The 24,109-nt window shown below is 47.7% G+C and carries 24 protein-coding genes; 5 read left to right on the top strand and 19 right to left on the bottom strand.

The genetic code is table 11. From position 1 onward, the window contains the following. Window positions 1–22: 22 nt before the first annotated feature. From ACFYU8_RS13885 to ACFYU8_RS13840, 10 genes are all read right to left on the bottom strand, one after another. Window positions 23–877 carry an ABC transporter permease gene (locus tag ACFYU8_RS13885; RefSeq protein WP_390299732.1) on the bottom strand — a complete coding sequence of 285 codons (855 nt, stop codon included), beginning with the start codon at window positions 875–877 and terminating at the stop codon, window positions 23–25. A gap of 15 nt (window positions 878–892) precedes the next feature. Further along, window positions 893–1,813 carry an ABC transporter permease gene (locus ACFYU8_RS13880; protein ID WP_390299729.1) on the bottom strand — a complete coding sequence of 307 codons (921 nt, stop codon included), beginning with the start codon at window positions 1,811–1,813 and terminating at the stop codon, window positions 893–895. Between the two features lie 17 nt (window positions 1,814–1,830). After that, a complete protein-coding gene (locus ACFYU8_RS13875) occupies window positions 1,831–3,429 on the bottom strand; it encodes an ABC transporter substrate-binding protein (protein ID WP_390299726.1) in 1,599 nt (532 codons plus the stop codon). A 25-nt stretch (window positions 3,430–3,454) separates the two neighbouring features. Then, window positions 3,455–4,333: a MurR/RpiR family transcriptional regulator gene (locus ACFYU8_RS13870; protein WP_390299723.1), complete on the bottom strand. Its 879-nt coding sequence runs from the start codon at window positions 4,331–4,333 to the stop codon at window positions 3,455–3,457. Next, on the bottom strand, window positions 4,334–5,827 hold the full coding sequence (locus ACFYU8_RS13865; RefSeq protein ID WP_390299721.1) for a M81 family metallopeptidase: 1,494 nt from the start codon (window positions 5,825–5,827) through the stop codon (window positions 4,334–4,336). It lies immediately after the preceding gene. A gap of 205 nt (window positions 5,828–6,032) precedes the next feature. Further along, window positions 6,033–6,809, bottom strand: coding sequence for a GTP-sensing pleiotropic transcriptional regulator CodY (gene codY, locus ACFYU8_RS13860; protein WP_390299718.1), 777 nt, complete (start codon window positions 6,807–6,809; stop codon window positions 6,033–6,035). A gap of 249 nt (window positions 6,810–7,058) precedes the next feature. Further along, the gene (locus ACFYU8_RS13855) at window positions 7,059–7,835 is read right to left on the bottom strand and encodes a sporulation protein (RefSeq protein ID WP_390299715.1); all 777 of its coding nucleotides are present in this window, start codon (window positions 7,833–7,835) and stop codon (window positions 7,059–7,061) included. A 56-nt stretch (window positions 7,836–7,891) separates the two neighbouring features. Beyond that, window positions 7,892–8,437, bottom strand: a complete 546-nt coding sequence (locus ACFYU8_RS13850; RefSeq protein ID WP_390299712.1) for a sporulation membrane protein YtrI — start codon at window positions 8,435–8,437, stop codon at window positions 7,892–7,894. After that, complete coding sequence (locus ACFYU8_RS13845; protein ID WP_390299709.1) at window positions 8,434–8,745, bottom strand: YtrH family sporulation protein; 312 nt, start codon at window positions 8,743–8,745, stop codon at window positions 8,434–8,436. Before ACFYU8_RS13845 ends, ACFYU8_RS13850 begins: the two co-directional genes overlap by 4 nt. A gap of 132 nt (window positions 8,746–8,877) precedes the next feature. Further along, on the bottom strand, window positions 8,878–9,102 hold the full coding sequence (locus tag ACFYU8_RS13840) for a hypothetical protein (protein WP_390299706.1): 225 nt from the start codon (window positions 9,100–9,102) through the stop codon (window positions 8,878–8,880). 335 nt (window positions 9,103–9,437) lie between these two features. Here ACFYU8_RS13840 and ACFYU8_RS13835 point away from each other — a divergent pair, with 335 nt between their 5' ends. The 3 genes from ACFYU8_RS13835 (at window position 9,438) to ACFYU8_RS13825 (ending at window position 11,096) form a co-directional block, all read left to right on the top strand. Continuing rightward, entirely contained in the window at window positions 9,438–10,685 is a 1,248-nt protein-coding gene (locus ACFYU8_RS13835; RefSeq protein ID WP_390299703.1) for an MFS transporter, read from the top strand. Next, window positions 10,682–10,834 (top strand): hypothetical protein, encoded by a 153-nt coding sequence (locus ACFYU8_RS13830; protein WP_390299700.1) that lies wholly within the window; start codon window positions 10,682–10,684, stop codon window positions 10,832–10,834. Before ACFYU8_RS13835 ends, ACFYU8_RS13830 begins: the two co-directional genes overlap by 4 nt. Before the next feature lie 124 nt (window positions 10,835–10,958). After that, window positions 10,959–11,096, top strand: a complete 138-nt coding sequence (locus ACFYU8_RS13825; protein ID WP_390299697.1) for a hypothetical protein — start codon at window positions 10,959–10,961, stop codon at window positions 11,094–11,096. Between the two features lie 71 nt (window positions 11,097–11,167). Here ACFYU8_RS13825 and ACFYU8_RS13820 read toward each other — a convergent pair whose 3' ends face one another. After that, window positions 11,168–11,683, bottom strand: coding sequence for a hypothetical protein (locus ACFYU8_RS13820; protein ID WP_390299694.1), 516 nt, complete (start codon window positions 11,681–11,683; stop codon window positions 11,168–11,170). Between the two features lie 41 nt (window positions 11,684–11,724). Beyond that, window positions 11,725–12,804, bottom strand: coding sequence for a M42 family metallopeptidase (locus ACFYU8_RS13815; RefSeq protein ID WP_390299691.1), 1,080 nt, complete (start codon window positions 12,802–12,804; stop codon window positions 11,725–11,727). Window positions 12,805–12,957: 153 nt separating this feature from the next. On the opposite strand from ACFYU8_RS13815, the gene ACFYU8_RS13810 reads away from it, so the two are divergent. Beyond that, on the top strand, window positions 12,958–13,797 hold the full coding sequence (locus tag ACFYU8_RS13810; protein WP_390299688.1) for a GNAT family N-acetyltransferase: 840 nt from the start codon (window positions 12,958–12,960) through the stop codon (window positions 13,795–13,797). Between the two features lie 79 nt (window positions 13,798–13,876). Beyond that, window positions 13,877–15,178, top strand: a complete 1,302-nt coding sequence (locus ACFYU8_RS13805) for a BaiN/RdsA family NAD(P)/FAD-dependent oxidoreductase (protein ID WP_390299685.1) — start codon at window positions 13,877–13,879, stop codon at window positions 15,176–15,178. 237 nt (window positions 15,179–15,415) lie between these two features. On the opposite strand, the gene ACFYU8_RS13800 is transcribed toward ACFYU8_RS13805, so the two are convergent. The 7 genes from ACFYU8_RS13800 to ACFYU8_RS13770 all read right to left on the bottom strand — a co-directional run bounded on the left by ACFYU8_RS13800 (window position 15,416) and on the right by ACFYU8_RS13770 (window position 23,941). Next, entirely contained in the window at window positions 15,416–15,625 is a 210-nt protein-coding gene (locus ACFYU8_RS13800) for a hypothetical protein (RefSeq protein ID WP_390299682.1), read from the bottom strand. Continuing rightward, window positions 15,622–18,069: a septation ring formation regulator EzrA gene (locus ACFYU8_RS13795; protein WP_390299679.1), complete on the bottom strand. Its 2,448-nt coding sequence runs from the start codon at window positions 18,067–18,069 to the stop codon at window positions 15,622–15,624. The genes ACFYU8_RS13800 and ACFYU8_RS13795 overlap by 4 nt, the downstream gene beginning before the upstream one ends. Window positions 18,070–18,116: 47 nt before the next feature. Then, entirely contained in the window at window positions 18,117–18,719 is a 603-nt protein-coding gene (refZ, locus tag ACFYU8_RS13790) for a forespore capture DNA-binding protein RefZ (RefSeq protein ID WP_390299676.1), read from the bottom strand. Between the two features lie 260 nt (window positions 18,720–18,979). Beyond that, on the bottom strand, window positions 18,980–19,888 hold the full coding sequence (locus ACFYU8_RS13785; protein WP_390299673.1) for a DUF6612 family protein: 909 nt from the start codon (window positions 19,886–19,888) through the stop codon (window positions 18,980–18,982). A 127-nt stretch (window positions 19,889–20,015) separates the two neighbouring features. Continuing rightward, on the bottom strand, window positions 20,016–21,014 hold the full coding sequence (locus ACFYU8_RS13780; RefSeq protein WP_390299670.1) for an MBL fold metallo-hydrolase: 999 nt from the start codon (window positions 21,012–21,014) through the stop codon (window positions 20,016–20,018). A 66-nt stretch (window positions 21,015–21,080) separates the two neighbouring features. Beyond that, on the bottom strand, window positions 21,081–23,321 hold the full coding sequence (locus ACFYU8_RS13775; RefSeq protein WP_390299849.1) for a sensor domain-containing diguanylate cyclase: 2,241 nt from the start codon (window positions 23,319–23,321) through the stop codon (window positions 21,081–21,083). A 38-nt stretch (window positions 23,322–23,359) separates the two neighbouring features. Beyond that, the gene (locus tag ACFYU8_RS13770; protein WP_390299667.1) at window positions 23,360–23,941 is read right to left on the bottom strand and encodes a histidine phosphatase family protein; all 582 of its coding nucleotides are present in this window, start codon (window positions 23,939–23,941) and stop codon (window positions 23,360–23,362) included. Window positions 23,942–24,109: the final 168 nt, after the last annotated feature.

Raw genomic sequence — 24,109 nt, 5'->3', positions numbered from 1 at the left:
CAGCTCGTGCCCCCTTCATCCATTACCTCGTTTTCGGGTCGAATGCATCCCGTAATCCGTCACCTAACAGATTGAAGCCAAGGACAACCAGCATGATGGCCAATCCAGGAAAAATGGACATCCACCAGGCCTGACTCAAGAATGCCTTGCCCACAAAAACCATCGCTCCCCACTCTGGCATCGGCGGTTGCGCACCCAGTCCGAGAAAGCTCAAGGCCGCTGCCGCCAAAATACTGACTCCGAATTGAATGGTGGAAAGCACGATGATCGGGGAGAGAATATTGGGTAAAACATGCTTCAGCAAAATCTGCCAGTCTCTGATCCCCAGAGCGCGAACAGCCTCAATGTATTCTTTTTCCCTGATGGATAAAACCGCAGAGCGAACGATCCGCACATAGGACGGAATAACGGCAATCACTACCGCAATCATGGCATTCGTTAATCCAGGACCCAAGACCGCAATTACAGCGATCGCCAGAAGCAGTGCGGGAAGTGACATGAGAATATCCATGCCCTGCATGATAAACAGATCCACGCGACGATAATAGCCAGCGATAATACCGAGCGTTACCCCAATCAAGGTAGAAAGAACAACCGTTATCAGACCCATCAGCAAGGAAATTCGCCCCCCGTGCAACAAACGGGAAAAAATATCTCTGCCAAAATCATCTGTTCCGAGAAGATGAGTCGTACTCGGAGCGCTTAATCGGCTGTTAAAGTTCATTTGTTCGACAGGATGAGGGGCAATGACTGGAGCAAGAAGCGATCCCAGTGTAAAGACGATCAGGATGATCACACCCGCCATTGCTGTCTTATTGCGTCTCAGCCGTTTGCCCATTCCTCCCCAATACGACTCCGGACGATTACCGTTCACCATCCATCTGCTCCTTCCTTAGTCGAAATGGATTCGCGGATCAATCCGGCTGTAAATGAGATCCACGATCAAATTGGTTAAGGCAAAAATCAACGCCATGAAAAACACCATGCCCTGTATGGTTGGCATATCCCGTTTACTGATCGCCTCAATCGCCAGGCTGCCGATCCCTTGCAAAGAAAACACGGTTTCCACCACCACAGCTCCAGCCATGAGCGAACCGAACTGTAAGCCTAACATCGTAACAACAGGTATAATGGCGTTCGGCAGACCGTGGCTCAATATGATTCGGAAAAGCGCCGCCCCCTTGGCCTCGGCTGTCCGCATGTAATCCTGCTTGATGACTTCCAGCATGCTGGATCGGGTCATACGGGCGATCATCCCCGCTTCCGCCATACCCAACGTGATCGCTGGCAGCAGCAGGGAGTGAATCCCCTCATAGCCGGAAATCGGAAACAAGGCCAGCTTGTAAGCAAAAATCCAAATGAGAAACAAGGCAATCCAGAACCCCGGTGCCGAAATACCGAGTAACGAGGTAAGCACCACAAGCCGATCGATGATGGTATTTTGTTTGACGGCAGCAATCGTGCCCAATAAAATACCGAATATTGCGGCAATGATTACACTAAAGATGGCAAGCTGCATGGTGATCGGAAAACGGTTCATAATCTGATCCCATACCTTTTCGCCAGTGAATAACGATGTTCCCAAATCGCCAGCGAACAGGTTTCCAGCAAATCGCATGTATTGCTGCCACAGTGGTTGATCCAGACCTAGCGACGCTCTCAATTGACTGATGGCCTCTGGTGTTGCAAACTGTCCAAGTATTTGTGTTGCGGGATCGCCCGGTATGAGGTGCACCATCAAGAAGATCAGGACGGAAACGCCAAACAGTGTACCTACCAGGGAAAGTAATCTTTTTACTACATAACGGCGCATGCCCTCACCTCAGTTGTCTATTTTTCGAGCATGACATCATGCAACGTAATACCTTGCGTGTACGGATTGATCGTAAAGCCTTTAACGCCGCGCGTTGCTATTACGGTCTCACTTACCCACAAAGGGACCCACGGCAAATCATTTAGCAAAATCTCTTGTGCATCTTCGTAAATCTTGAGGCGCGCCTGCTCATTCATTTCCAAACGTCCTTTATTCAGTAAAACATCCAACTCAGGGTTGTTGTAATGAGTACGGCTTGTTGAATTGCTCTTTTCAAAGATGAGGTACAAAATATCAGCATCAAACCAACCGTAGTACATCAAAGCCATGTCATACGACTTTTTCGAAATGCGCTCTTTGATGGTTGTCATTTCTTGTACGCTGATTTTCATATCAATACCTGCTTCTTTCAGCTGGCTCTGCAAAATCTGCACCGCTCGCTGAAATGCTGGCTCTTGAGAGACGAGCATTTCTACAGACAACGGTTTTCCGTCCTTATCTACGATGCCATCCCCATTACTATCCGTCCAGCCTGCTTCCGCTAGCAACTGCTTGGCTTTGCCTAAATCTCTTGTATACAACTGCTTCGCCTTACTTTCAATCGCTTCACTGTAGCCATAAATCGTGGGTGCCAATGGACCATAGACTGGCTTGCCGAATCCATTCAACGCTACCTGAACAAGTGGATCGCGATCTACGGAGAGGGCCACTGCCTTGCGCAGACGGACATCTGAAAACAGCGGGTGCTTATTGTTAAAAGCGATGTATTTGTTTCCAACGTCCATCGCTTTCTCAATCTTGACTCCGGGCAGTGTCTCAAGCTCCGCAACCGAATTCGGCGGCGCATCATATAACACATGTACCGTACCCTTTTTGAATTCCATCAGCCGCGTATCGTCGTCTTTCATAAACCGGAACATTATGCTGTCCACATGCAAAGGGCCTTTGTTGGTAGCATATTCTGGTCCCCAGTTATAATCAGGATTTTTCTTGTAGGTGAGCGAAGCACCCCGCTCGCGTTTGTCAAAGATAATCGGCCCCGTTGCAGATGGATTATCTGCGAAGCCATCCCCTAATTCTTTTGCCTTTTTGGCGTCAAGAGGCGAGACTAATCCACCGACAATGACGTTAACAAAAGGGGCAAACGGTTGGCTAAAATGCACCTTGAGCGTATGCTCGTCTGTTGCTTCCACTTTTTCAATTGGACCTGCAAGCCCCTTCACAGGCGAAATGGCAAGCAAACGGTCAAACGAATCTTTTACGGACGCTGCCGTCATTGGATCGCCAGAGTGATAGCGGACATCTTTGCGGAGGGTAAATGTCCAAACCTTACCGTCCTGTGAGATTTCGTACTTCTCTGCCAAACGCGGATGGAGTTTGCCTGTTGCATCGCGGGTCAATAGTGGCTCATATATTAAACTGTTTTCCATGCTCAACCAGCTCGTTTTGTGCATATCAAGCGAGTCTGGGTCCGTCAAGGAAGCGATGACTAATGTGTTACCTTTGGCCGATGTATCATTCCCCGCTTGATTGGTCGGCTGTGAGGAGCAGCCTGCAATCAGCGCCGTTGCCACAAATACACTTAGGGCCCCTTGCTTCCATCTGTGAATTTTCATGTCCCATCCCCCTTATCAATTGCCGTTACACTTCGGTCCCTTCCACAAACGGGTATATTTGTCGACTTGTCTCTTCGTATTCTTTCAGTCTTTGTTGTACCTGTTCGCCATCAGCCTGAACCACACCACTGATCAAAATATTCAGCATGGAAAAGATCGCTGTCATTCCTTTTAAGGCAGTAGGAGCAGGTGCGCTGACTTTCAAAATTTGATCGGCTATCGGCCCAATCGGAGATAGCTCATCGTCTGTAATCCCGATGATTTTGGCGCCTCTCTCTTTTGCTGCTTTTGCAAACAGGATCGTTTCACTCGTATAGCGGGGGAAGGAGAGTGCAATCACGAGCCACTCCTGATTGATCTGGGTCAACAGATAGTTAACGTCATCAACTGGTCCATTGTACAGGTGCGCGTTTCCTCTGACGACATTCAGTGTAAAGGCGAGCCAATGGGCCGGAGCAAAGGAGCTGCGAAACCCGACGACGAGAATGTGTTTGGCTGCCATAATACTTGAAACCGCTTGCAAAAGATGGTCCTTTTGCAGCTCCCCCAACGTTTGCCGAATATACGCAACATCCTGTTCCATGTTATAAGAAATCAGGTCTTGTTTCCCCTTCATCTCCACAGCCGCTGTACGAAAACTGTGGATGGCATCAGCTTTTGGGACTTTTTCCAATAAGGAGCTGCGAATCTCATTTTGCAATTCACTGTACCCGGAGTAGGCGAGAGCGTAAGATAGTCGAATAATTGTGGTTTCGCTTGTGCCGCTCAAGCCCCCGACAACTTTGGCTGGTTGCAGTGCAACGGTCTTCGGCTCGGCGAGAATGTATTTGGCTGCGAGTTTTTGTTGGTTGGTCAATTCCGGATAATGCTTGCGAATGCGCTCCTGTACGGATTCCATGATCATCTACTTCCTTGTCAATTGATGTAGGTTCCACTCTGTGGCTGGGTCTAACGGATAAATCGGACGAATGGCGCGCTCGTATTTGAAGAAACGGAAGTTGAGTGTCGTCAATCCCGGCGAATCGACGGTAATGACGCGTGCGCTGATCGGTTCGAATGATGCCCGGAAATGTGTGCTTGATTTCAAGGCGACGATCTTGTATTTGGTCACGTCTATTCCGTGCAACAGAAAGATTTGCTCATCCAGCACCTGCGATTTCACAGAACAAACCAGTACGTCTACCCCGTCAATTTGCAAGCGAACGGTCTTGCCAAAATTCTCATGACCCCCTTGCCCCATTGGCGTCGTCGCAATGAATTTTCCATCTGTCAAAGCTTTGACGTACGCTGTTACTTCAAGCGGTTCTCCATGCAAGTAATCTGTCTTTCCACCAAGAGAGAGTTGAATGGTAGCGCCTACTCCAGCCTGATGGGCAATCTGGACCACTTCGGGATCGTAAATAAAACCAAAGCACGCATTTGTCAGCTTGGCTTCCAGCATCGCCCGCAGTAAATGCGTTCCGTCTCCGGGTGTGCCTCCGCCTGGATTATCTGAGGTCTCATTGATTACGATCGGCATCCCTTCCGTTTCCAATGCCATCGCAATTCCCTCGGCAGGAGCGGGCATGTTCAACTCGAATTCGTCCCGCTTTTCCCAAATAAGACTAGCGACATCCTCGCTCACTTTTTTGGCAAGCTCCTGATCGTTATTCGTAACGCTCAAAACGGAGACGCCCAGCTCAGGAATGTCCGTATACGGAAATCCGTGGAAGAATGCACAGTCGATGACGCCTTCTTCCTTTTCCCACGCCCAGCAGGCTTCGTTAATTTCACGTGCCGGGGAATGGTGAGTAGCTGATGTCGGAATCAATAGTGGCAGTCTAGTCAAATGCATGGTCGGCTTAATCCCTTCCGTAACCATCTTGTGAGCCAGATCGATCGCTTCGATTCCGCGTTCGTAGCAGTCCACATGCGGATAGAGATGGACACCCAGGAGCGCATCGGCCTCATCCACCATTTTTTGTGTCATGTTTGCATGGAGGTCGAGCGTAACAATTAAAGGAATGTCATAACCGACCAACTGACGCACTGACGCTAGAAGCTCGCCCTCCAGGTCATCCATTCCTTCTACGACCCCCGCTCCGTGAAGCCCCAGACAAATGGCGTCTGCACCTTCTGTTGCGGCAATGGTGTCAAGAAGCTCCTTTTTTATACGATCATATGCTTCTCGCAAAATCGTCCCCGCTGGATACGTAAAGGTGAAAAAGGTCGGCAATAGCTCGATGCCCAGCTCTTCGGCGCGATCCACCATCCCTCCCGGAAAGTTGCGAACGCCCCGATTGTCGTTCACAATCGTTTCATGATGACTCCACTCATAGCTTTGAAACATCTCAAGCGTCGTGGGCACATTGGAAAACGTATTCGTTTCATGCGCAATTCCACCAATGATCACCTTCATTCATAGACCCTCCATTCGATTTTGAAGTATGAACTTTAATTTTTGATTTTTTTGAAGTTTCAACCTTTGTGGACATTATAAAGGGAAGAAAATCATTTATTCAATCGCTAAATCGTGAACGTTTTATCGATTCTGCTATACTCGTTGATTCATAAATAAAAGCTCTCCCTAGGACAGGGAGAGCTTCTTTCGTAGCTCGTGCAATTTATGAGGTTTTCCATTTAGCCAATTCAGATGGGAACTTATCATTCAAAACCTTGATATATGTACCCTTCATCCCTAACGAACGGGATTCCAGCACACCGGCGCTTGCCAGCTTGCGAAGCGCGTTCACGATGACAGAACGTGTCAGACCTGCTTGATCTGCCAGCTGACTTGCTACCAGCAAGCCTTCGCGTGCATCCAATTGCTCCATAATTTTTTCAATCGCGATCTGTTCACTGTAGGACAACGAAGAGAGTGCGATTTTGGCAAATGTTTTGTCACGCACTTCATTTTCAATCTGTTCTGTGCGCTGACGAACGATTTTCATTCCGATCACGGTAGCACCGATCTCGCCCAAAATCAGATCCTCTGTTTCAAACTGACCGTAAGCACGCAGCAAGACAAGTGTGCCAAGGCGGCTTCCCCCTGCAATGATAGGAACAATCGTCGTCATCATTTGCGGGAAGATCGAATTCAACTCTTTTGGAACCAGGCTGTATGGACTGGTAATCGGCTCGTTCGCCAAGGTTTGTGTAACTTCCAGCAGCTTTTGATTTACACCTTCCTGCAACTGCGTAGATGAACGGCCTTCTTCTTGAAGGGAAATTTCCTGATTCATTCCACTTCCCAGGATCGAGCCATCTGCGGTAATGATGTAAACATTTGCAGAAATTACTTCAGATAAAAGTCTTGCGAGATCTTGGAAACCTACTCCGCTTCCACCCATTGTTTTTTGAAGCATCACATTAATTTTTCTCGTTTTTTCTAACAAATTCATAATAATATCCTCCTCTGGATTCTTCATGCTCACAGTATTGTCAGAAAAATCCAGCCCTATACATGCAAATCGAAAAATTAAAAAGAAAGTTATGTACAGAAATCTAGGTAGAAGCCTCGACACCGATTCATAGATCAGTGACTATCCTATAGGGAAATGACTACATCGGGGACGATTAAGACCTCCATACAGAAAAAAGGCTGACAGAGTAGTAATCTTCACTCCGTCAGTCCTTTTTTTGTATCTTCTCTAGCGAAGCTGCTGCTTAATGAGCGATTCAATCGCTTCTGCAATGACATGCGTATGTTTGTTCACGTCTGCATTCGTTAAGCGGAAACGAATATAGCGTTCATCGAGATTAAACGCTTCTTCAAATCCACCCATAAAGCCTCGCGCACGTTTATCCAGTTCCAATAAAACTTCCAATTCGCCATCGCGAAGGTAGAAAACTACTTCGAGCTCCTCCAATTGGCTACGGTATGGCCCTGTCGGACGGAATTCAAATTCCTGTACAAACGGATGATTGCGACCAATGTGACGATTGTATTCGCAGTCTACCTTATACAGTTGGAATCCGATCTGTTGAACAGCATCCAACACTTTTGACATTAACGGATGTGGGCGAACCTCGATGAAATCAGAGTCACCCGGATCAATCGCATTTTTAATATCGAGACCTGTCCGCAAGTAAACAGGTTGACGCCCCATCGTCAATGGCGTCTCATAAGGCAATTGAAAAGCGAAGGGCAGAACTGTTTCTTCTTTCGGTTTCAATTGTACCCGCTCGGACAGACGATATTTTACTAGTGTGCATTCTTCCTTCGTCTTGGTGTCGTTGACTTCTCTTTCATAGTGTGTGACGACATACATGTAGATTTCGTCGATTTCCTGGGCCACATCTCCTCCCTTGATATGGACCTCACCTCTGACCATATCGCCGGGAATGAGTGACTCCTGCTCAAGACGTGCATCTACTTGCGCAGAACCAATACCTACACTAGCCAACAATTTTTTGAACATGGACATGTGTTCGCCTCTCCTTTATACCGACCCAGACCTACATGATCTGGCTATCAGATATTCTATATCGAAATATACGGCGGAAGAAATAGAAAGTTTCGCGCAATCTTTTGCCAAACATCGTCTGGTATCACGTCCGCTGTCACGAACACATGCAGCGTCCTGCTGATCACGACCGTTTTGATCCGCACCTCCACTGTCGTTCGATCAGACAAAATATATTCGCGGCGTCGCAGCATTTCATGCAAGACCTGATGGACCTCCGCAACCTGCTCAACCTTCTTCCCTTTTAACGAGGCGAGATCCTTTTCCACGCGATCGACTACTTGTACGACAATCGTGGCATGAAGCGGCTGCTTCTGATCCACAGTGAGCACAGAGGCGCGTACGTCTTCAATGACGGTCTCTTGCTTTTTACGATAGACGCGCTGATTTTGCTTCAGCTCCAGATTTTCCTCGTACAGTTTTTTGTTTTGTAGCTCCAAGCTTTTTTTGATCAGCATCATCTGTTCCATTTCGCGTCCGTATGTAAATAAAATCACGGTTCCGCCCAACACGCACCCCATGAGCAAAAGAGCGAGGTAACGTTTCCAAAGAGTCACCTTCATGAGCGCACCTGTACCAGCCAATGCACACAAATCGTGCCGATATGGGCACCCAAGAATGCGACAACGATCATGACGAGCTGTTTAATGACAGGTGTCAAATTTCCCATCAGTATTTTTTCGATCTGCAAAAACGAATCAAAAGTTCCTCCCAATGCCCCAACCAATCCCCATATTTTGAGCTGGTCAGCCAATTGGGCCATGGATAACAGCGGAGGCTTTTCTGTGAGAAATGCGCCCACCCCACCTGAAAGAGCGCCGCCAACTACAATGCCATAAGCCACGAAAAACGTCAAAATGACTTGTGCCATGTTGTCCTTCATCCTTTCTTCGAACAAGCAGGGTATGCTTATCCCTACGCTCGTCATCCCGGTTTTATAACAGGACTCGTCAACGTTCCAAATAAAAAGCGGCATGCTATAGTTGGCAGCATGCCGGATCGATCAGCGTTGGTTCCTTCTCCATTTCTTCAGTTTCTTTTCAATCCGCGGCGAATTCATGATCATGAGATCCGTAAACATGTTGACCATTTTCGGATTGCGCAGCATCTGGTTAAAAACCTCCGGATTTTGCTTGAACCATTGCTCATTGGCACGAATCCATTTCTTGAAAGCGTCGTTAGATTTGTAATAGTGATTCAGTTGACGAACTGGCCGATATGCACTCATCTTAATCTATCCCTTCGTCAAAAAATATGGAGAGGAGAAAGATGATCACGATGATCCAGATGATCACTTCGAACCCTTCCTCGTTGAAGAAACCAAATCCTCTCACGCCAGATCCCCCCTTTATTCTGCCGCACTCCTCGCACCATTCCCTACCGCCCATGGTACCTTTCCCTATAGGTATATGTGGTTCCGCGCTTGTTGGATTGGACGCTTGCCTGCCTTCATATCGAATTTGTGTGCTGGCCTACTTTGTTTGTGAAAAACGATTAAAAGTTGCATAGGGACAATCCTTTTCCACTCATACTAGAGAGGAATGAATCAAAGAGGAGACGAACATGACAGCCTCTACTGGATCTCTGTTACGCAACAAACCATACTTGCTGTTACTGACAGTCGTCTTTTTCATGCACATGGCCTCTTATCTGGTCGTTCCTGTCTTCCCTGTGTTTTTGCAAAAGGTACGGGTTCTTTCTCTCTCTCAAGTAGGCATCATTTTGGCAGCGGGAAGCATCACCTACCAAATCGGAAGCTTGGCAGGCGGCTTGATGTCAGATCGCTGGGGCAGACGCTCCATCCTAGCCTTGGGGGCATTCGTTCAAGGATGTGCCATGGCAGGCTATCACTTCAGCCATTCCTATGGTTTCTTCCTGTTATTCTCCTCTGTCAACGGGTTGGGTTTTGGGCTACTCGCTCCTACGATTAAAGCCATGATCGCGGATGAAGTGGACGAGAGCCAAAGAACGGCTGCCTTCTCGTGGAGAGGGATACTCGCTCATAGCGGGATCATTGTCGCAGGCTTGGTCATAACGTGGATGACTGCGGGTGGAAAACAGCCATTTCTCGTCGCTGCCTTCGTATATGGGGCACTTGCTGTCTTTTCTCGCTTCGTCCTTCCCGATGATCGCTGTGTGGGATCAGATTGTAAGCAAACGCCGATCAAGGAGTATCGTCACATCTTGACACATCGCAGCTTTCTGCTCTTTTCCGCAATTTCGCTCCTAATCTGGGCGCTTTACGCTCAATTCGCCATGATCCTGCCACTCCGGGGAGAGCATGTCCTGCATTCCGCTACGATGATTGGCCTCATTTGGACGATCAACTCGCTCAGTGTCGTCGTCTTGCAAGGGGTTATCTCACGGTTTGTTCTACAGCGCATCAATCCGTACTTGTCTGTAACGATGGGAACGCTCTTGGTAGGAGCAGGGCTTACGCTCATGGGATGGGCGAACCACTTCCTCACACTGTGCGGGGCTGCGATTCTTTTCATTTTGGGTGAGATGCTGTTTATGCCGATGCTGGACAGCCTCGTCACTCATTTCGCAAATGAAAAATGGTTGGGTGCGTACTTTGGCTTTTCCAATTTCGTATCTGGTCTTGGGACAGCTATTGGGACAGGATTGGGTGGAGCGATGGTTGAAAAACTAGGAGGAGTCGGCAGCAATTATCCGTGGATCGGCTATGGAGTGATTACGCTGTTTTTGACGGCTGTTCTTGGTCTGTTTGCCCTGTACGCGATTCCCCGCCACAAAAACGATGTTCTTGACTTTCCCTTAAAAAATCGCAGAAAGGAAGGATCCACATGAACACAGAAGAACACCTACAGCATCAACCTGAAAAGCAACTGGAAGTACTCAGGCGAGTGCCGCTCACCTCCCTATTCATCCAGTTGGAGGACAATGTATCCTCCCGAATTCGCCAGAAGACAAATTCGACTTGGCAGCCATGGCTCTAAGAAAACTTCTATCGAAGCCTGTTCATGGCGGAGCGACCGCGTTTCTGCGGAATGATTTCATGCACTCCGAAATTCATGAGCATGCTACTAATAAATTTCGATACGTTAAGAAAGGGGTATTTACATGACCAAGCAAGACAAAGATTCGTCTGTACAGCAAAATCGACCAGACGAGCGCAATCGCCAGCCCAAAAATGTTCAAAACGATGCACCAGGCTATGGAGACAAAAAACTGGAGGGGCCGAATCGTCCTTCCACCTAACCTGCAGGCAATCCATTAAAAAAGTCATTTTGCGCCTTCGTGTAAGGGCAAAATGACTTTTTTTGTTTCCTTTACGCAATCGGAACAAGCTTGTACGGCAAGGAAAATGCTTCTAGTCTGTCCAAAAATACTTGGCGAGACTTTTCATCAGACGCAATCAGTTGGAGATAGCGTGTGAAATAAAACACGATGCGATCCTCTTCGCCCTCTTTCAAGCGATAGTGTGACAGTTGTGCGATGTCCGTCAAGTTATAAAAATATTCGTAGCGCTCCTCTGTAAAAGGCGCTTGAAAGATACGGCTGACGACTACACCATTACTCAGATTTTCCCGCATGTTCTCTTTTGTTGCCCCGAGCAAACGAAGCAGCTCCCCTGCACGCTTCGCGCCGACCTTTTCCACTAGTATGCTGTCGTTGTACTCAACTTCCAGATCGGTCAAGTTGTTGGAAACTGCCTCCAGCATGGCCATCAACACCTTGCGCACTGCCAGATTCTCCGTAGCGAATTGATTGTCAAACACATTAAATTCAAAGGACGTAACTTCGCCCTGACGCCGTGTATACAATATGATCGCGTTCAAAAGCACTCCTCCGCTTTCTACTTACTCAACGATTTTCTCCAAACCATTTATCTAGGCAAAATGGATTCCCACGTCGCACTGTCCAGCTTGCGAATGACACTGAACAAGAGGCGTTTGGCTGCCTCGTAATCCTCACGATCAATGATCGAAGCATGGCTGTGAATGTAACGAGAAGGAATTCCAATAACGGCAGACGGCACTCCCTTGCCATGGTACTGAACGACACCTGCATCCGTTCCGCCTTTTGCCACATAAATCTGGTAAGGAATGTTCTCCTCTTCGCACGTGGAGATGAGCAGCTCACGCAATCCTACCGGCATGACGTACATCGGATCGTAGATGCGCATCAATAGTCCACCGCCGAGCTTGCCACCATCGTCTCTTACACCTGGTATGTCTGTGGCTGGACTCGCATCCAAAGCCAAGAACAAATCCGGATCAATGGACGCAGCGGCCGTTTTCGCGCCGCGCTGCCCGGACAATTCTTCCTGTACAGTGGCCCCGACGTAGACGACATTCGGATGATCGGGTTTTTCGTGCAGCTCTTTTGCGAGCTCCACTGCCAAACTACAACCATAGCGATTATCCCATGCTTTGGCCATCAAACGGCGCGGATTGGCCATAACCTGCAACGGGCACACTGGTACAATTTGCTGGCCAGCCCGTATTCCTACCTGTTCGGCTTCCTCACGTGTATCCACACCGATATCAATATACATGTTGCGTACATCCATCGGACGATTGCGCTGATCGTCGCTCAAGACATGCGGCGGGATCGAGCTGATTACACCTTCGACCGGTCCATTGCCCGTAATAATTTGTACACGTTGAGCGAGCAGGACCTGCCCCCACCAGCCTCCCAACGTCTGAAATGAAATAAATCCTTTATCAGAAATTCGGGTGACCATGAAGCCCACTTCGTCCATGTGACCCGCTACCATAATTTTCGGACCGTTCTCGTCACCACGCATAACACCAAAAATACTGCCCAAATTGTCGTACATGAGTTCACTCGTATAGCTGCTTATGTATTCCCGCATAATCTCGCGTACCGGACCTTCGAAGCCAGGCGCTCCTGGTGCCTGCGTCAAACGGTTCCACAGTTCAACTTGAAATTTATTTTCCATCGCCAAAAATCCTCCTCGACCCTAGTTTCATGCCTGTTATTCTTCTCTATTATCCGCGAGGGAGAATTCAGACGCAACTACTCCCAAGCAGGAATGACAGAGCTTGTCCCGAATGAAGAAAAAAACACGAATCGTTTGAGGAGGAAAAAGTAGATGGCAATCACGTTACGAAAGTTGACCGAATCCAGTGAGATTGAGCTTTTAGAAGAAATGGAGGGGAAAATATGGGACCCTTCTACTGCTATTCCCCACCATATGACACTCACCATGCAAAAGTTTGGCGGTCTGTTTTTAGGGGCATTCGATGACGAGGAACTGATCGGCTTTTTGTACAGCTTCCCGGGCTTCACCAACGGAGAATCCCATCTTTGCTCGCACATGCTCGGCTTTTTGCCAGAGTATCGCAAGCAAGGGCTAGGTGTACAAATGAAATGGCTGCAAAAAAAAGAAGCGGCAGCATCAGGCTATTCCAAAATTACATGGACGTACGATCCGCTTGAAACCGTAAACGGTGTTCTGAACATCGCCAAGCTCGGCGGTATCGTTCGCACTTATTTGCCAAACTGCTACGGACATCTTGATGACGACTTCAATCGTGGACTGCCGACAGACCGTTTCCTCGTTGAATGGATGATCGGAAGTAATCGTGTGGAGTTGCGTCAGTCTGGGGAGAGCTCTGCTCCATCTTTCCAACAGGCGCCAGACCTATTGCGTTTAGAAATCAAGGATGGTATTCCACATCCAATCGAAGTAGATTTGTCATGTGAAGAGCCTATGGTGCTGCTGCCTGTCCCGGCCTACTTCCAGGATGTAAAACAAGCAGATATGACTGTCGCTTCCTTGTGGCGAGAGATGACTCGCGAATTGTTCATGACCTATTTTGCCAAAGGATATGTAGTCACGAATATCCTCCGAGGTCAATCTACCGTTCGTTACGTCTTAGAAAAGCAGCCGTTGACTGATATTTTAGGTGCCTCGTCCTCTCTATCCTAGCTGGAATTGCGCGACAGGTGGGTGGTATGTGGTAAAATGGGTGTTGCCCAACCCTATACAACAAAGGACGAGAATGAAAATGAATCGATCACAATACAATTATGACGTTATCATCATTGGCGGCGGTCCCTCTGGGCTGATGTCCGCTATTGCCGCTTCTGGCCAAGGAGCAAGAGTCTGTCTCGTGGAAAAAGGCTCGAAGCTCGGACGTAAGCTCATCATATCTGGCGGCGGTCGCTGCAATGTAACCAATGCCAAGGAACAAGATGAACTAATCAAACAAATGCCGGGAAATGGCCGTTTCATGTACAGTGCTCTCACCCATTTCGGCAACCGAGAGATTATCCAGTTTTTTGAGGAAATGGGTGTCGCGTTAAAAGAAGAGGATCGGGGCCGCATGTTTCCCGTCACAGATAAAGCAGTGACAGTCGCCCAAGCATTGATTGATTTGTTGAAGCACAGAGGTGCCACCATACATCTAAATGCCGCTGTAAAAGAAGTGCTCTATTCGGAAGGCAGAGTCGGTGGCATCATGCTCCAATCCGGTGAGAAAATCACCGCGCCTTGTGTGATTATTGCCGTCGGGGGCTGTTCTGTACCACAGACAGGGTCTACAGGCGATGGCTATGCATGGGCGAAGGCAGCCGGGCATACGATCACAGAGCTGTATCCGACAGAAGTACCACTTACAGCCAATGACTCTTTTATTCGCGATAAATCGATCCAGGGTCTGTCGCTGCGTGATATTACGATGACCTTGTATGCGCCCAATGGGAAAAAGATCAATACGCAGGAAGGCGATATGATCTTCACTCACTTCGGAATATCAGGCCCCGCCTCTCTTCGCATGGGACATTATGTCTCTGTGTCACAACGAAAATACGGAGCGGTTCCTCTTTCTCTGATGATCGATCTCATGCCTGACAAAACGGCAGAGGAAATCACAGGGGAAAGCTGGCAGTTGATTGAGGATCAGCCAAAAAAGGCAGTAAAAAATGCCATCAAAGGCTTCCTTCCCGAACGGATTATCCCGCTCTTGCTTGAGTTGGCAGGGATTTCGGAAGAAACGACCTACAGCCATATGAAGAAACAGGAGTGGAGCAAGTTCACGAGCTTGATCAAATCGCTTCCACTCACCATTACGGGGACGCTCTCTCTTGAAGAAGCATTTATTACAGGTGGCGGTGTAAGCGTAAAAGAGATTGATCCACGCTCAATGAGATCCAAGCTCATGGATGGCTTGTATTTTGCTGGAGAGGTCATGGACGTCCACGCCCATACTGGTGGATACAACATCACCATCGCCTTCTCATCCGGCCATTCTGCGGGTACACATAGTGCGCAGGAAGCATTCGAATTTTTTTACGAGAATGACGTTTAGATCAAGTTGGATTGGGGAAACTATGAATCAGGTTCTCTTTTCATGAAAGAGAAACCAGCACATTACTCCCCCCTAGTTGTAATGTGCTGGTTTAACAAACCTTACTCCCTTTATCTTCCTAGATGGGGCATCGCCTGCGTGAGCGATGCTTCTTTTTTTTGCCCAGCAAAAAGCACCTGCTACAAAAGAAGGCACGTCCATCTTTTCATAGCAGGTGCTTTATCATTGGTTATAGGTTTATCCGACAAGGCGGAACAAATACGCGAATCCTGCGAACACAAAAGCTAGGCCCAACAGAAAGAACGTGTTGGCACGTTGCTTCACTCGCCTTTCATCTCCTTGAAAATTGGCGTTCATCCGCGATTGCCAACGTTTTGTCCGCGGTTGTACCATGACGAGAATGCCGACAGCCAGTAAGAAAAGAGGAAAGACCATCATCTGGCTCATCCCTTTTTCTTACGACGGAGAAGCCATCGGTTGTCCTCTTCGGCTGGTGCGCCTTCGATTACTAGTCGGGCCTCCTCGGCAAGCTGATAGGCTTCTGCGAAAGCCAGTTGTCGAAACGATATCTCTGCCTTCGTCAACAACTCATTGACCTGGCGATTCTGACGGCGATAACGGTTTGTATACTGAATGGCACCCTCTGCCATCTGACAAGTAGTGATGATGCGTTCTGCCATCCGCTCTGTTTCGCTGACCAGATCACTCGCGTCCTGAATCAGCATGGCCACCTCTTCCATATCATAGCGGTACTTGTCCATGATCATTTGTACGCGGCCCAACGTTTGCACGACTTCTTCAAACATGTATTTCAATTGATCAGGAATCCCTGGCAAGTAGCTGCGCTTGATTTGCTGACGAACGCGGACTAATGTATTAGAAATTCGCTCCAGTTCGTCCAGTGCATCGTCTTCCGTTTCGATGACCAAATACGCTTGCTCTTCTTCCTGAATCATTTCTTCCTGTTCAGGCTGGTTCTTCGGCATGACCAGTTCATACTCTTCTTCTTCGTACACAGGCTCCTCAGCTTTGACTGCTGGAGCAGGCTTCTGTGCTTTTTTATTGAAAAGCTGGGGAATCGCTTGTAACAAAACGGAACGCTCGGCTTCACTCAGCTCCGAGGATTTTCCTCGCACCGTTCGCTCTTCTGCCACCTTCGTTTGCTCGAGCGGAGGCGGATTTTCAGAATCTGCTTCGCTTATAGACTGCTCCTTCTCGCTAGTTGTAGTCAACTCAGGTGTACGAATCTCCGGCTCCACAGGCGCGGATGTCGCAGCTACTTGCTGTTGTGAATCATCCGGATCCACCTCTACTACTTCTGCTTTCTTTTCCACCTGTACAAATTCTGTTTCTTCTTTTCCTTGATTCACTTCTGTTTGCGGTTCAACGTCTACATGTATCGTCGCTGCTGCTTCATCACTAGCAAGAACGCCATCCTCTAAACCTTGATACGTCGCATCAATGAGCACTTCGAACGCCTTGACATGGGTCAGTACCATTTCCAGGCTGCCCTCTTCCAAAGCGCTTTTCGCGGACATGACCAATTGCTTTGCCTGCAAGAGAGCATTGTCCATGGAATCCTGTCTTAAATCAAAGCCGTCACGAACGGCCTGCTCAATTCCTTCTTCCAGATGCTTGAATTCTTCCGGCATTTCTTTTTTCACGCGTTGCACAAGCTTTGGAATGAGCTCCATCGCTTGTCCTACCTGCTCCAGCACTTGCTGAGCTTTTTGAGTGGTTTCGTACGCAGCAATGTCGTCCCCTGCCGCGCGCGCAGTTTTTACGAGTTTTCGCATCGTGTCTACTTCATCGAGCGATGCTTTCAGCTCATGGAAAGACAAACCGTACTCCAGACGCAAATCGGACAAGCGTCGTTCCATCTGCTCCACTTGCTTTCCGATCTCAGGAACAACCACCTTGTTTTCTTGCTTGGTAACTGCCACTTTGGAAGTATCCGTTTTTAGCTCATTCAGCTCTTCCTCAATTTTCGCAATGGCCTCTCTCGCCTCATTCAGCATGCCAAGTGCCAACGTAAAGCGGAAGCGATCGCAAGCCTCTTCAGCGTCGAGAATCATCATTTCCACATCAGGGATGCGGACGCGCAACAGATTTTCTTTTTTGTCAGCCAAGTGGTGGTAACGTACTTCTGTCATGCCGCTGGAACGGCGAAGTGGTTTTTCCACCTCGATGACATTGATCTTCTCAACGAGCTCTTCCTTCCAATCCTCTACATCATCTACTTGGGCAAAAATAGCCCGGCGTCTGATCATCGCATAAATCAAACCGATCGATAGCCCTGCAAATACCGCACCCACCAGATAGATCCACCATGGAATGCCACCGAGAGCGCCAGTGCCTTCGCTCTCTCCCGCTTCTTTACTAACGTCGGTCGCACCCGGTTTTGCTGATGCTTGCTTGCTTTCTATGCGGCTAAGTTCTCGGTTTACTTCCGTAATTAACGTCTGAATCCCGGTCAAATACTGTTTTTGTGTACGGAATGGTTCATAGAAAGACGCGATCTTGTCATGCAGCACTGCCATCGTGGCACCTTTTTCCTGCAAAGCAGGGCCGGCATATATCCCCAACTGCTCGGTGTTTATGTCGAGTACGATCATCAAAGCATCGTCGGCCAAATTGTAATTGTCAAACAGCTTTTGCGCGTAGATATCAGGAGATTCAGCTTCCGGTGCAGTGCTTTCCACTACTACGACTTTGTAGCTGCCAGGTATGCCGTTCAATGAATTTGCAAAGGCTGTCCTGTCTTCTTTTTTCAAATAGTTGTCAGCGTCCTGAACAACTTCCTCTTTTTTATCTGGAAACGGCGTCGCATAGGCCGGATTCGTATATAACAACATGCCTGCCAGACAGAGCATGAATAATTTTCGTTTCACTTGTCATACATCCCCTTACTAGAATCATTCATTGGGAGAGACCACGCCTAAGTAGGCAGCAAAGAACCTCGCAGATAACACATGATCGAGGTTTGCAGCCATTGGACGAACTCCTCGGAAGATGGCTCCAGATCATAGACCTGGCGAACCATTTGTGGTTGCAAAAATGGATATATCATCTGGCTCGTCATAGCCAGTACTGTACGATCAATAGAGACGGGCAAAAACTCACCCGAGACGACACCGCCCTCGATCACACGCGAAAGCCCGTGCTTCCATCGGCTCATATATAGCGTCATCACTTCACGTGCAAGCATGGATTCTACGCTAAGCTCACGGTGAATCAAACGCGTGATTGGCGCATGCTCACATTGAAATCGCAAATATAGCTGCACAATTTGTTCCAGTCGTTGATAGGCAGGGATGTTTTCCTGCTCGTTTTCCAGTTCATCCAAAAGGCGAAACAACGTCTCAAAGTAAGAAGCAATTAGCGTCTCCAGGACTCCTTGCTTCCCTTCAAAGTGATAGGAAATCAGCGCGGAATTTACTTGAGCAACAGAGGCAATTTGTCTAACGGAGGTCCCTTTGTAGCCATGAACATCAAAAAGCTTCGCTGCTGCGGACAAAATACGCATTTTCGTCTGATCCATCAGGCATCTTTCCCATTGTACAGATTATTCGACGAAAAAAGATAGTCTTGCTTGTATGTTCGACAATGTTTTCCATTATTCCTTCTCGTAATGCTGATTCCATTGAAAAAAACCGCTCTCGCATAGATTTTCTTCCACATAAGAAGTACGTAAAAAGCATCGAGCAAGTTACCTCAACTTTTCAATTTTCTCTATGACAGAAAAAAGACGCTCCTTGTTTGTTTTGCAAGAGGAACGTCTCACCTGATTACTCTTACTCCTTATTTGCTTTTTTCCGTTGGAACTGTGATGGGGGGCACAGCTCCATATTGCTGCAAATACGTTTCTACTTGCGTATGTTCTTTTACACGCTGATCGTTCAAATCGTACGAAGATCGAATCGACATCGTCATGTTCGTGGGGAGCATCGTTTTTTTATTGTAGTGAATCGTGTACTCTGCCTCCACTTCCATCTGGTTCACGAGCTCGCTTACGTCCACTTTCTTCTTGGATTGAATCGTGGGTCCAGAACGTTGTGCAGACGTTCCTCTCCAATTACCTTCAGAGAGTGACATCGCTATCTTTAGCTTAGGTATGTAGGGTTTCTCTCGTCCTGCTATCGATTGGACTTTCGCTCCCGACTTTGTTTGTTCTTGCATTTGGGCAACAAGCCAGCTCTTTAGTTTGGCAGAATCCAATACGACTCCGAACGCCTCAAAATCGTCTTTTGGATTCTCATCAGGCAGCATCCGGACGTTTCTTTTCATTTCGTCGATTTGCTGAAAGGAGGCCATGGGGTTCCAGTTGTTCATTTCTTGATGCAGGGCCGGACTATCCCCCGCGACATGTTTCCAGCCTTCGTTTTGTCCATGCTTGGTATACAGCTTGTCCCCTTGTCGCAGCAAGGATAAGTTGTCCACTCTGTTTTCTTCTGGGACTGAGAGCTTCACGTTCATGTAAACAGCCTCTCCATCTTTTCTGCCCGAAAAGTTAACCAGGTTCCCATTGGCACTATTCGCTGTCAACAGCTTGGTTTGCCCGTAGAATGCATACGATTTCTGCCCATCGAACTTGTCACGTACTTGCTCAAACGTTGTATTTGCATCCTGCTTCACACTCATTTGATTACAGCCACCTACAACAACTGTACTCACAAGAGCCATCACGCAAATGGTCCAATACTTCTGCATAGATGCTTCCCTCCCTCGGCTACCCTGGGTCAGCCTCATGTAGGGTCCCAGGGTAATAGTCCCTTTTAGCGTTTCCGGGGAGGAATAGGCTTATTCTTCTTGCAAGCCTCTCTTGCACGATCAGGTTTTACAGGTGGTAATACAAGATGCGATCCTGCTCTCTCACTTCAATCTGATGGAGAATCATTAGCAAATCGATGTGCCCCAAAGTCTCGGATAGCGTCAATGGCAATTCTTTTTGGTATAAGGTCGGAAATAGGAGAGCATTCAGTTCAAAAGCAGTCTTTTCTCCATCTGCAAGAAGCCTGCGGAGCGTGTCTGTTCTCTCCCAATTCTTTTGCAGACGAGCAAGTATGAGCTCTCGATGGTTGTAAACCGGGTCACCGTGTCCGCTGAGGACTTGTTCGATCTCCATGTCCGCACACATTTGCAACGCTGTACGGTATTGGATCAAGGTCAGTGGTCTTGTACTCGAGCGATTCCTGGGTGGTTCAATGAAGGCATTGGATGAAATTCGCTTGATGATATGGTCTCCACCAATCATGACTTGATCCTTTGCCCGATACAACGACAGATGGCTTTGGCTGTGTCCAGGCGTATACAGTACCTGCCAGTCCTCTAAATACGGTACCTTTTGCTCATGCTTCAGATGAGAGTCAATCTGACTTGGGGTAGAAAATGTCTTCATCAGCTTGTGAAATTTCGAGATAATGACCATCATTTTTTCTGGTACACCACTCTGGATGTACAGCTCTTCAAAAAACTGATCATGAAAAGTCATAAACTGCTCATCCTGCTGTACATAAGGCGTTGCTTGTGGATGGGCAAATGTTTTCGCTCCTGATCGTTCCCGTATTTTTTCTAACTGCCCGCAATGATCCACATGATGATGCGTCAGTATGACTTGCTCGATATCTTCCACGCTTACGCCAATCGATTCTAAGCCTTCTGTCAAGGCTGCCCACGCATCGTCGGTCAATGGACCCACATCAACCAAGGTCAGACGCTCCCCTTTTAGCAAGTAGACGTTTACTGCCCCCACATCAAAAGGCGTAGGTATTTCCAGACAAAAAATATCAGGTGCTACTAGGGTCGCGATCGTTTGCTTGCCCTCATTCGTTGTCATTTTTTATCTACCCCTCAAGTTTTTTGCCTTTTTTTCCGAAAAGAGAAAAGAGCCATTGTTTTGGCTCTAGGCGAGAACAACTTGATTTCTACCTGAATTTTTCGCTTCATACAAAGCAATATCTGCTTGATGGAACAGCGCTTCTACACTCAGGTTTACATCCATCTCCCTGCTCCATTTCGCTAGTCCACATGAGATCGTGACCTGTGGGGACGTCTCCTGCTCGACGCATTCCCGTATGCGCTCTGCTACGGAATGTGCGGTGTTTTTGTCCACACGCGGCAAATAAACAGCGAGTTCCTCTCCACCCCATCTTGCTGCGATATCACTGTCTCGGATGCTATGTCGAATCAGATTGGAGACTTGAATCAGTACCTCGTCCCCTACCTGATGGCCAAATGTATCATTCACCGTTTTAAAATAATCAATATCGATCAAGATCAACGAGCCGTAGTTGTCTTTTTGTAATGATCCTCTCACTCGTTCATTCAAATGTCTTCTCGTGTACAGACCTGTCAAATTATCGGTAATGACCATTCGTTCCATCTCATTATGCAAGACCGCGTTGGTCATTGCCAAGCTCGCGTGCTGCCCAAATATTTCGAGGAGTTTGTAGTCGTCAAAACTAAAAAAATGATATCGGGAATCTGCGACTAAAAGTACCCCACTAATTTCACCCTCGACCACGAGCGGAACGCCCATGAAGGAACAACACGAAAAGAGTGAAAAAGGAAGCGGTCCTGCCCCTGGTTGAGCTAGTAACAATGCCTGCTTGTTTTGTAAAATTTGCTGAAAAGGCTTTTCTGTAGAATCGATCGCCATGCCATTGAACGCTGGAATGGAGGAAGAGAGCACATCGAAGCAATCCTCTCCTGGCGTTTTTCGCAAAATAGCACAAAACTCCGCATCAAAGGTAGCCCGCATCATCGTCGTAACAAAATCGAGAATTTCCTTTAAATCAAGACTTCTGTTCAACTGGCGTGCCATCTCGTTAATCAAACGTAATTCTCGAATCAAATTACGCGATTGCTGATAGAGCTGTGCGTTTTCAAACGCAGTGCCAGCAGTATCCGCCAAGATCGAGATGTAGTCCTTTTCATGCTGATTCAAGGTGATCCGTTGATCGGACGTCACTTGCAAAACTCCGTAGATGCCTTGCTTGCCCAAGAGTGGCGCTGCGATCACCGTCACCTGCTGCTCCCCTTCTCCCACTTCTTCGGCAATGAGACGTCCTTCCAAATAGGCCTTGGTACTGGTAGACGGCTCCACTTCTTGAAAAGAAAGCTGTTTGACCGGGGTGGTTGCATTGGGTTCAACTGTCAGGAAAAGCTCTGCCGACAAGTACGGATAAAGGCTGGGAATGCTCGTCACGATTTCATGCAAAACATCATTCACATCAATCGATGCCTGAATCTTTGACATCAACTGATACAACAAATCTTTTTTGCTCGCTTCACGACGCAGGTCGTCCGACATGATCGAACGCCAAAGCGCACAGCTTGCCTTCGCGCCTACTTCCTGCAAAAAAGCAACATCCCGTTCATCGTACACGCAATCTGTCTCTTCGGGTGGCAGATGCAAAAACAGTGCGTAGAGCGGCGTTTGGTTCAAGGAGACAGGAACGACGACAAGCCTGTGGTCATCCAAAATGGAAGGCATGATTTGCGTCGCACCGAATCTTGAGACCAGTTGGGCTATGTGGGATTGTCCAACTTCGGCCTCCGGCGTTGTTACACTCTCCTGCGGAATCAACGTGGCATTGTCCGAGAGCTTAACGGCCGAACAGTAGCCTTTTTGAATAATGTCACTGATCTGGCCCGTCAAGCTTTGCAATAGCTCTTTGGTCGTATCATGCAGCGTCAAATCCATGACAATCTGGCTTGTGACGTGTTGAATATAAGCATCATATCCCATGCGAATCAACGGCTCTAGCCCACGCATGTAGGATGACAAATCGAATGGGATTTGGTCGTCGGGCGCTATGATGCCAATGACAGCACGAACCCTTCCATCGTCTTCACACAAAGGAAAGGCTCCACATACGTTGTTTGTTTCACTTCTCGTTTTGACTACGATTTCTTTCGAAGAAAGTGCCTCCAAAATAAAATCAAAGACTTTGCCAATCGATACATCGTGTTGCAGGGTAAGCCCTTGAGAATTCCGAGATGGACCAACCTGCATTTCCATGAAGTTGATTACGCGGCCCCCGGAATCTGTCAAGAAAAGGATGCCTGGGCGCTTTTCCGGCCAAGATTGTAAGATAAAATGGGCCGTGTAGGAAAAGACCGTCTCTAACTTCCCCAACATTTTACTTGACACGAGAAACTCCCTCTCTCAGCATTTTCTCAAGCTTTCAAATGGTCTGTATCATTAACGGATAGAACTTCCCACCTGCGATCCACATACCGAAAGATCGTAATACCGGTATTATCGATCCGTGTGATACCCGTTCCTTGTTCTCCCACCGTCACATAATGCAAGAAGCAATTAATGAGGCCGCCATGCGAGACAACCACAATCGCCTCACCTGGATGGCTCCCTGCTATTTCTGTCATGGCAGCTACAGCTCGACGCTGCATGTCTTCAAATGTCTCAATTCCACAAGAGGCTTCATCCTGATTCTCAAATCGCTCACGTATTTCTTCATAGGTGAGCCCCTCCCACTCCCCATAGCAGCGCTCCCGCAAGGTTGTCTGCGTAGAAACAGAGGATTGGAAGTTCCCAGCAATCTTGGCAGCCGTATCGTGTGCGCGGCTAAGATCACTCGAATAAAAAGCGTGAATCGTCTCGCCTTGAAACCTGTCTGCTACTTGCTCGGCTTGACGTACCCCGAGCTCGTTCAACGCGATGTTACTGTGGCCTTGTATACGACGAACCTGATTCCACTCCGTCTCTCCATGACGAATGAGATACATGATGGTTTCCAAAACGATTTATCTCCTTACCGTTCTGTATTCTATGGATAGTATTTCTTATTATATAAGATGCATGTTCACAATTCTAGATTGATAAAAAAACATTTGGTACAAAATTCCTATATTTCATTCCTTTCTGCAAATACTGGACACTTTTTTTCACGAAATTTATCTGAAACG

Source organism: Brevibacillus sp. NPDC003359 (genome assembly GCF_042878995.1).
Lineage (GTDB): Bacteria > Bacillota > Bacilli > Brevibacillales > Brevibacillaceae > Brevibacillus.
This window is presented reverse-complemented; position numbering and strand designations above follow the sequence as displayed.

Excerpts from the sequence above, each read along its gene's own strand:
- ACFYU8_RS13800 (WP_390299682.1), bottom strand. The coding sequence starts at position 15,625 with ATGAGCCAGATGATGGTCTTTCCTCTTTTCTTACTGGCTGTCGGCATT.
- ACFYU8_RS13880 (WP_390299729.1), bottom strand. The coding sequence starts at position 1,813 with ATGCGCCGTTATGTAGTAAAAAGATTACTTTCCCTGGTAGGTACACTG.
- ACFYU8_RS13855 (WP_390299715.1), bottom strand. The coding sequence starts at position 7,835 with ATGTCCATGTTCAAAAAATTGTTGGCTAGTGTAGGTATTGGTTCTGCG.
- ACFYU8_RS13835 (WP_390299703.1), top strand. The coding sequence starts at position 9,438 with ATGACAGCCTCTACTGGATCTCTGTTACGCAACAAACCATACTTGCTG.
- codY (WP_390299718.1), bottom strand. The coding sequence starts at position 6,809 with ATGAATTTGTTAGAAAAAACGAGAAAAATTAATGTGATGCTTCAAAAA.
- ACFYU8_RS13845 (WP_390299709.1), bottom strand. The coding sequence starts at position 8,745 with ATGGCACAAGTCATTTTGACGTTTTTCGTGGCTTATGGCATTGTAGTT.
- ACFYU8_RS13865 (WP_390299721.1), bottom strand. The coding sequence starts at position 5,827 with ATGAAGGTGATCATTGGTGGAATTGCGCATGAAACGAATACGTTTTCC.
- ACFYU8_RS13885 (WP_390299732.1), bottom strand. The coding sequence starts at position 877 with ATGGTGAACGGTAATCGTCCGGAGTCGTATTGGGGAGGAATGGGCAAA.
- ACFYU8_RS13810 (WP_390299688.1), top strand. The coding sequence starts at position 12,958 with ATGGCAATCACGTTACGAAAGTTGACCGAATCCAGTGAGATTGAGCTT.
- ACFYU8_RS13875 (WP_390299726.1), bottom strand. The coding sequence starts at position 3,429 with ATGAAAATTCACAGATGGAAGCAAGGGGCCCTAAGTGTATTTGTGGCA.
- ACFYU8_RS13815 (WP_390299691.1), bottom strand. The coding sequence starts at position 12,804 with ATGGAAAATAAATTTCAAGTTGAACTGTGGAACCGTTTGACGCAGGCA.
- ACFYU8_RS13825 (WP_390299697.1), top strand. The coding sequence starts at position 10,959 with ATGACCAAGCAAGACAAAGATTCGTCTGTACAGCAAAATCGACCAGAC.
- refZ (WP_390299676.1), bottom strand. The coding sequence starts at position 18,719 with ATGGATCAGACGAAAATGCGTATTTTGTCCGCAGCAGCGAAGCTTTTT.
- ACFYU8_RS13850 (WP_390299712.1), bottom strand. The coding sequence starts at position 8,437 with ATGAAGGTGACTCTTTGGAAACGTTACCTCGCTCTTTTGCTCATGGGG.
- ACFYU8_RS13775 (WP_390299849.1), bottom strand. The coding sequence starts at position 23,321 with ATGTTGGGGAAGTTAGAGACGGTCTTTTCCTACACGGCCCATTTTATC.
- ACFYU8_RS13785 (WP_390299673.1), bottom strand. The coding sequence starts at position 19,888 with ATGCAGAAGTATTGGACCATTTGCGTGATGGCTCTTGTGAGTACAGTT.
- ACFYU8_RS13870 (WP_390299723.1), bottom strand. The coding sequence starts at position 4,333 with ATGATCATGGAATCCGTACAGGAGCGCATTCGCAAGCATTATCCGGAA.
- ACFYU8_RS13840 (WP_390299706.1), bottom strand. The coding sequence starts at position 9,102 with ATGAGTGCATATCGGCCAGTTCGTCAACTGAATCACTATTACAAATCT.
- ACFYU8_RS13805 (WP_390299685.1), top strand. The coding sequence starts at position 13,877 with ATGAATCGATCACAATACAATTATGACGTTATCATCATTGGCGGCGGT.
- ACFYU8_RS13780 (WP_390299670.1), bottom strand. The coding sequence starts at position 21,014 with ATGACAACGAATGAGGGCAAGCAAACGATCGCGACCCTAGTAGCACCT.
- ACFYU8_RS13830 (WP_390299700.1), top strand. The coding sequence starts at position 10,682 with ATGAACACAGAAGAACACCTACAGCATCAACCTGAAAAGCAACTGGAA.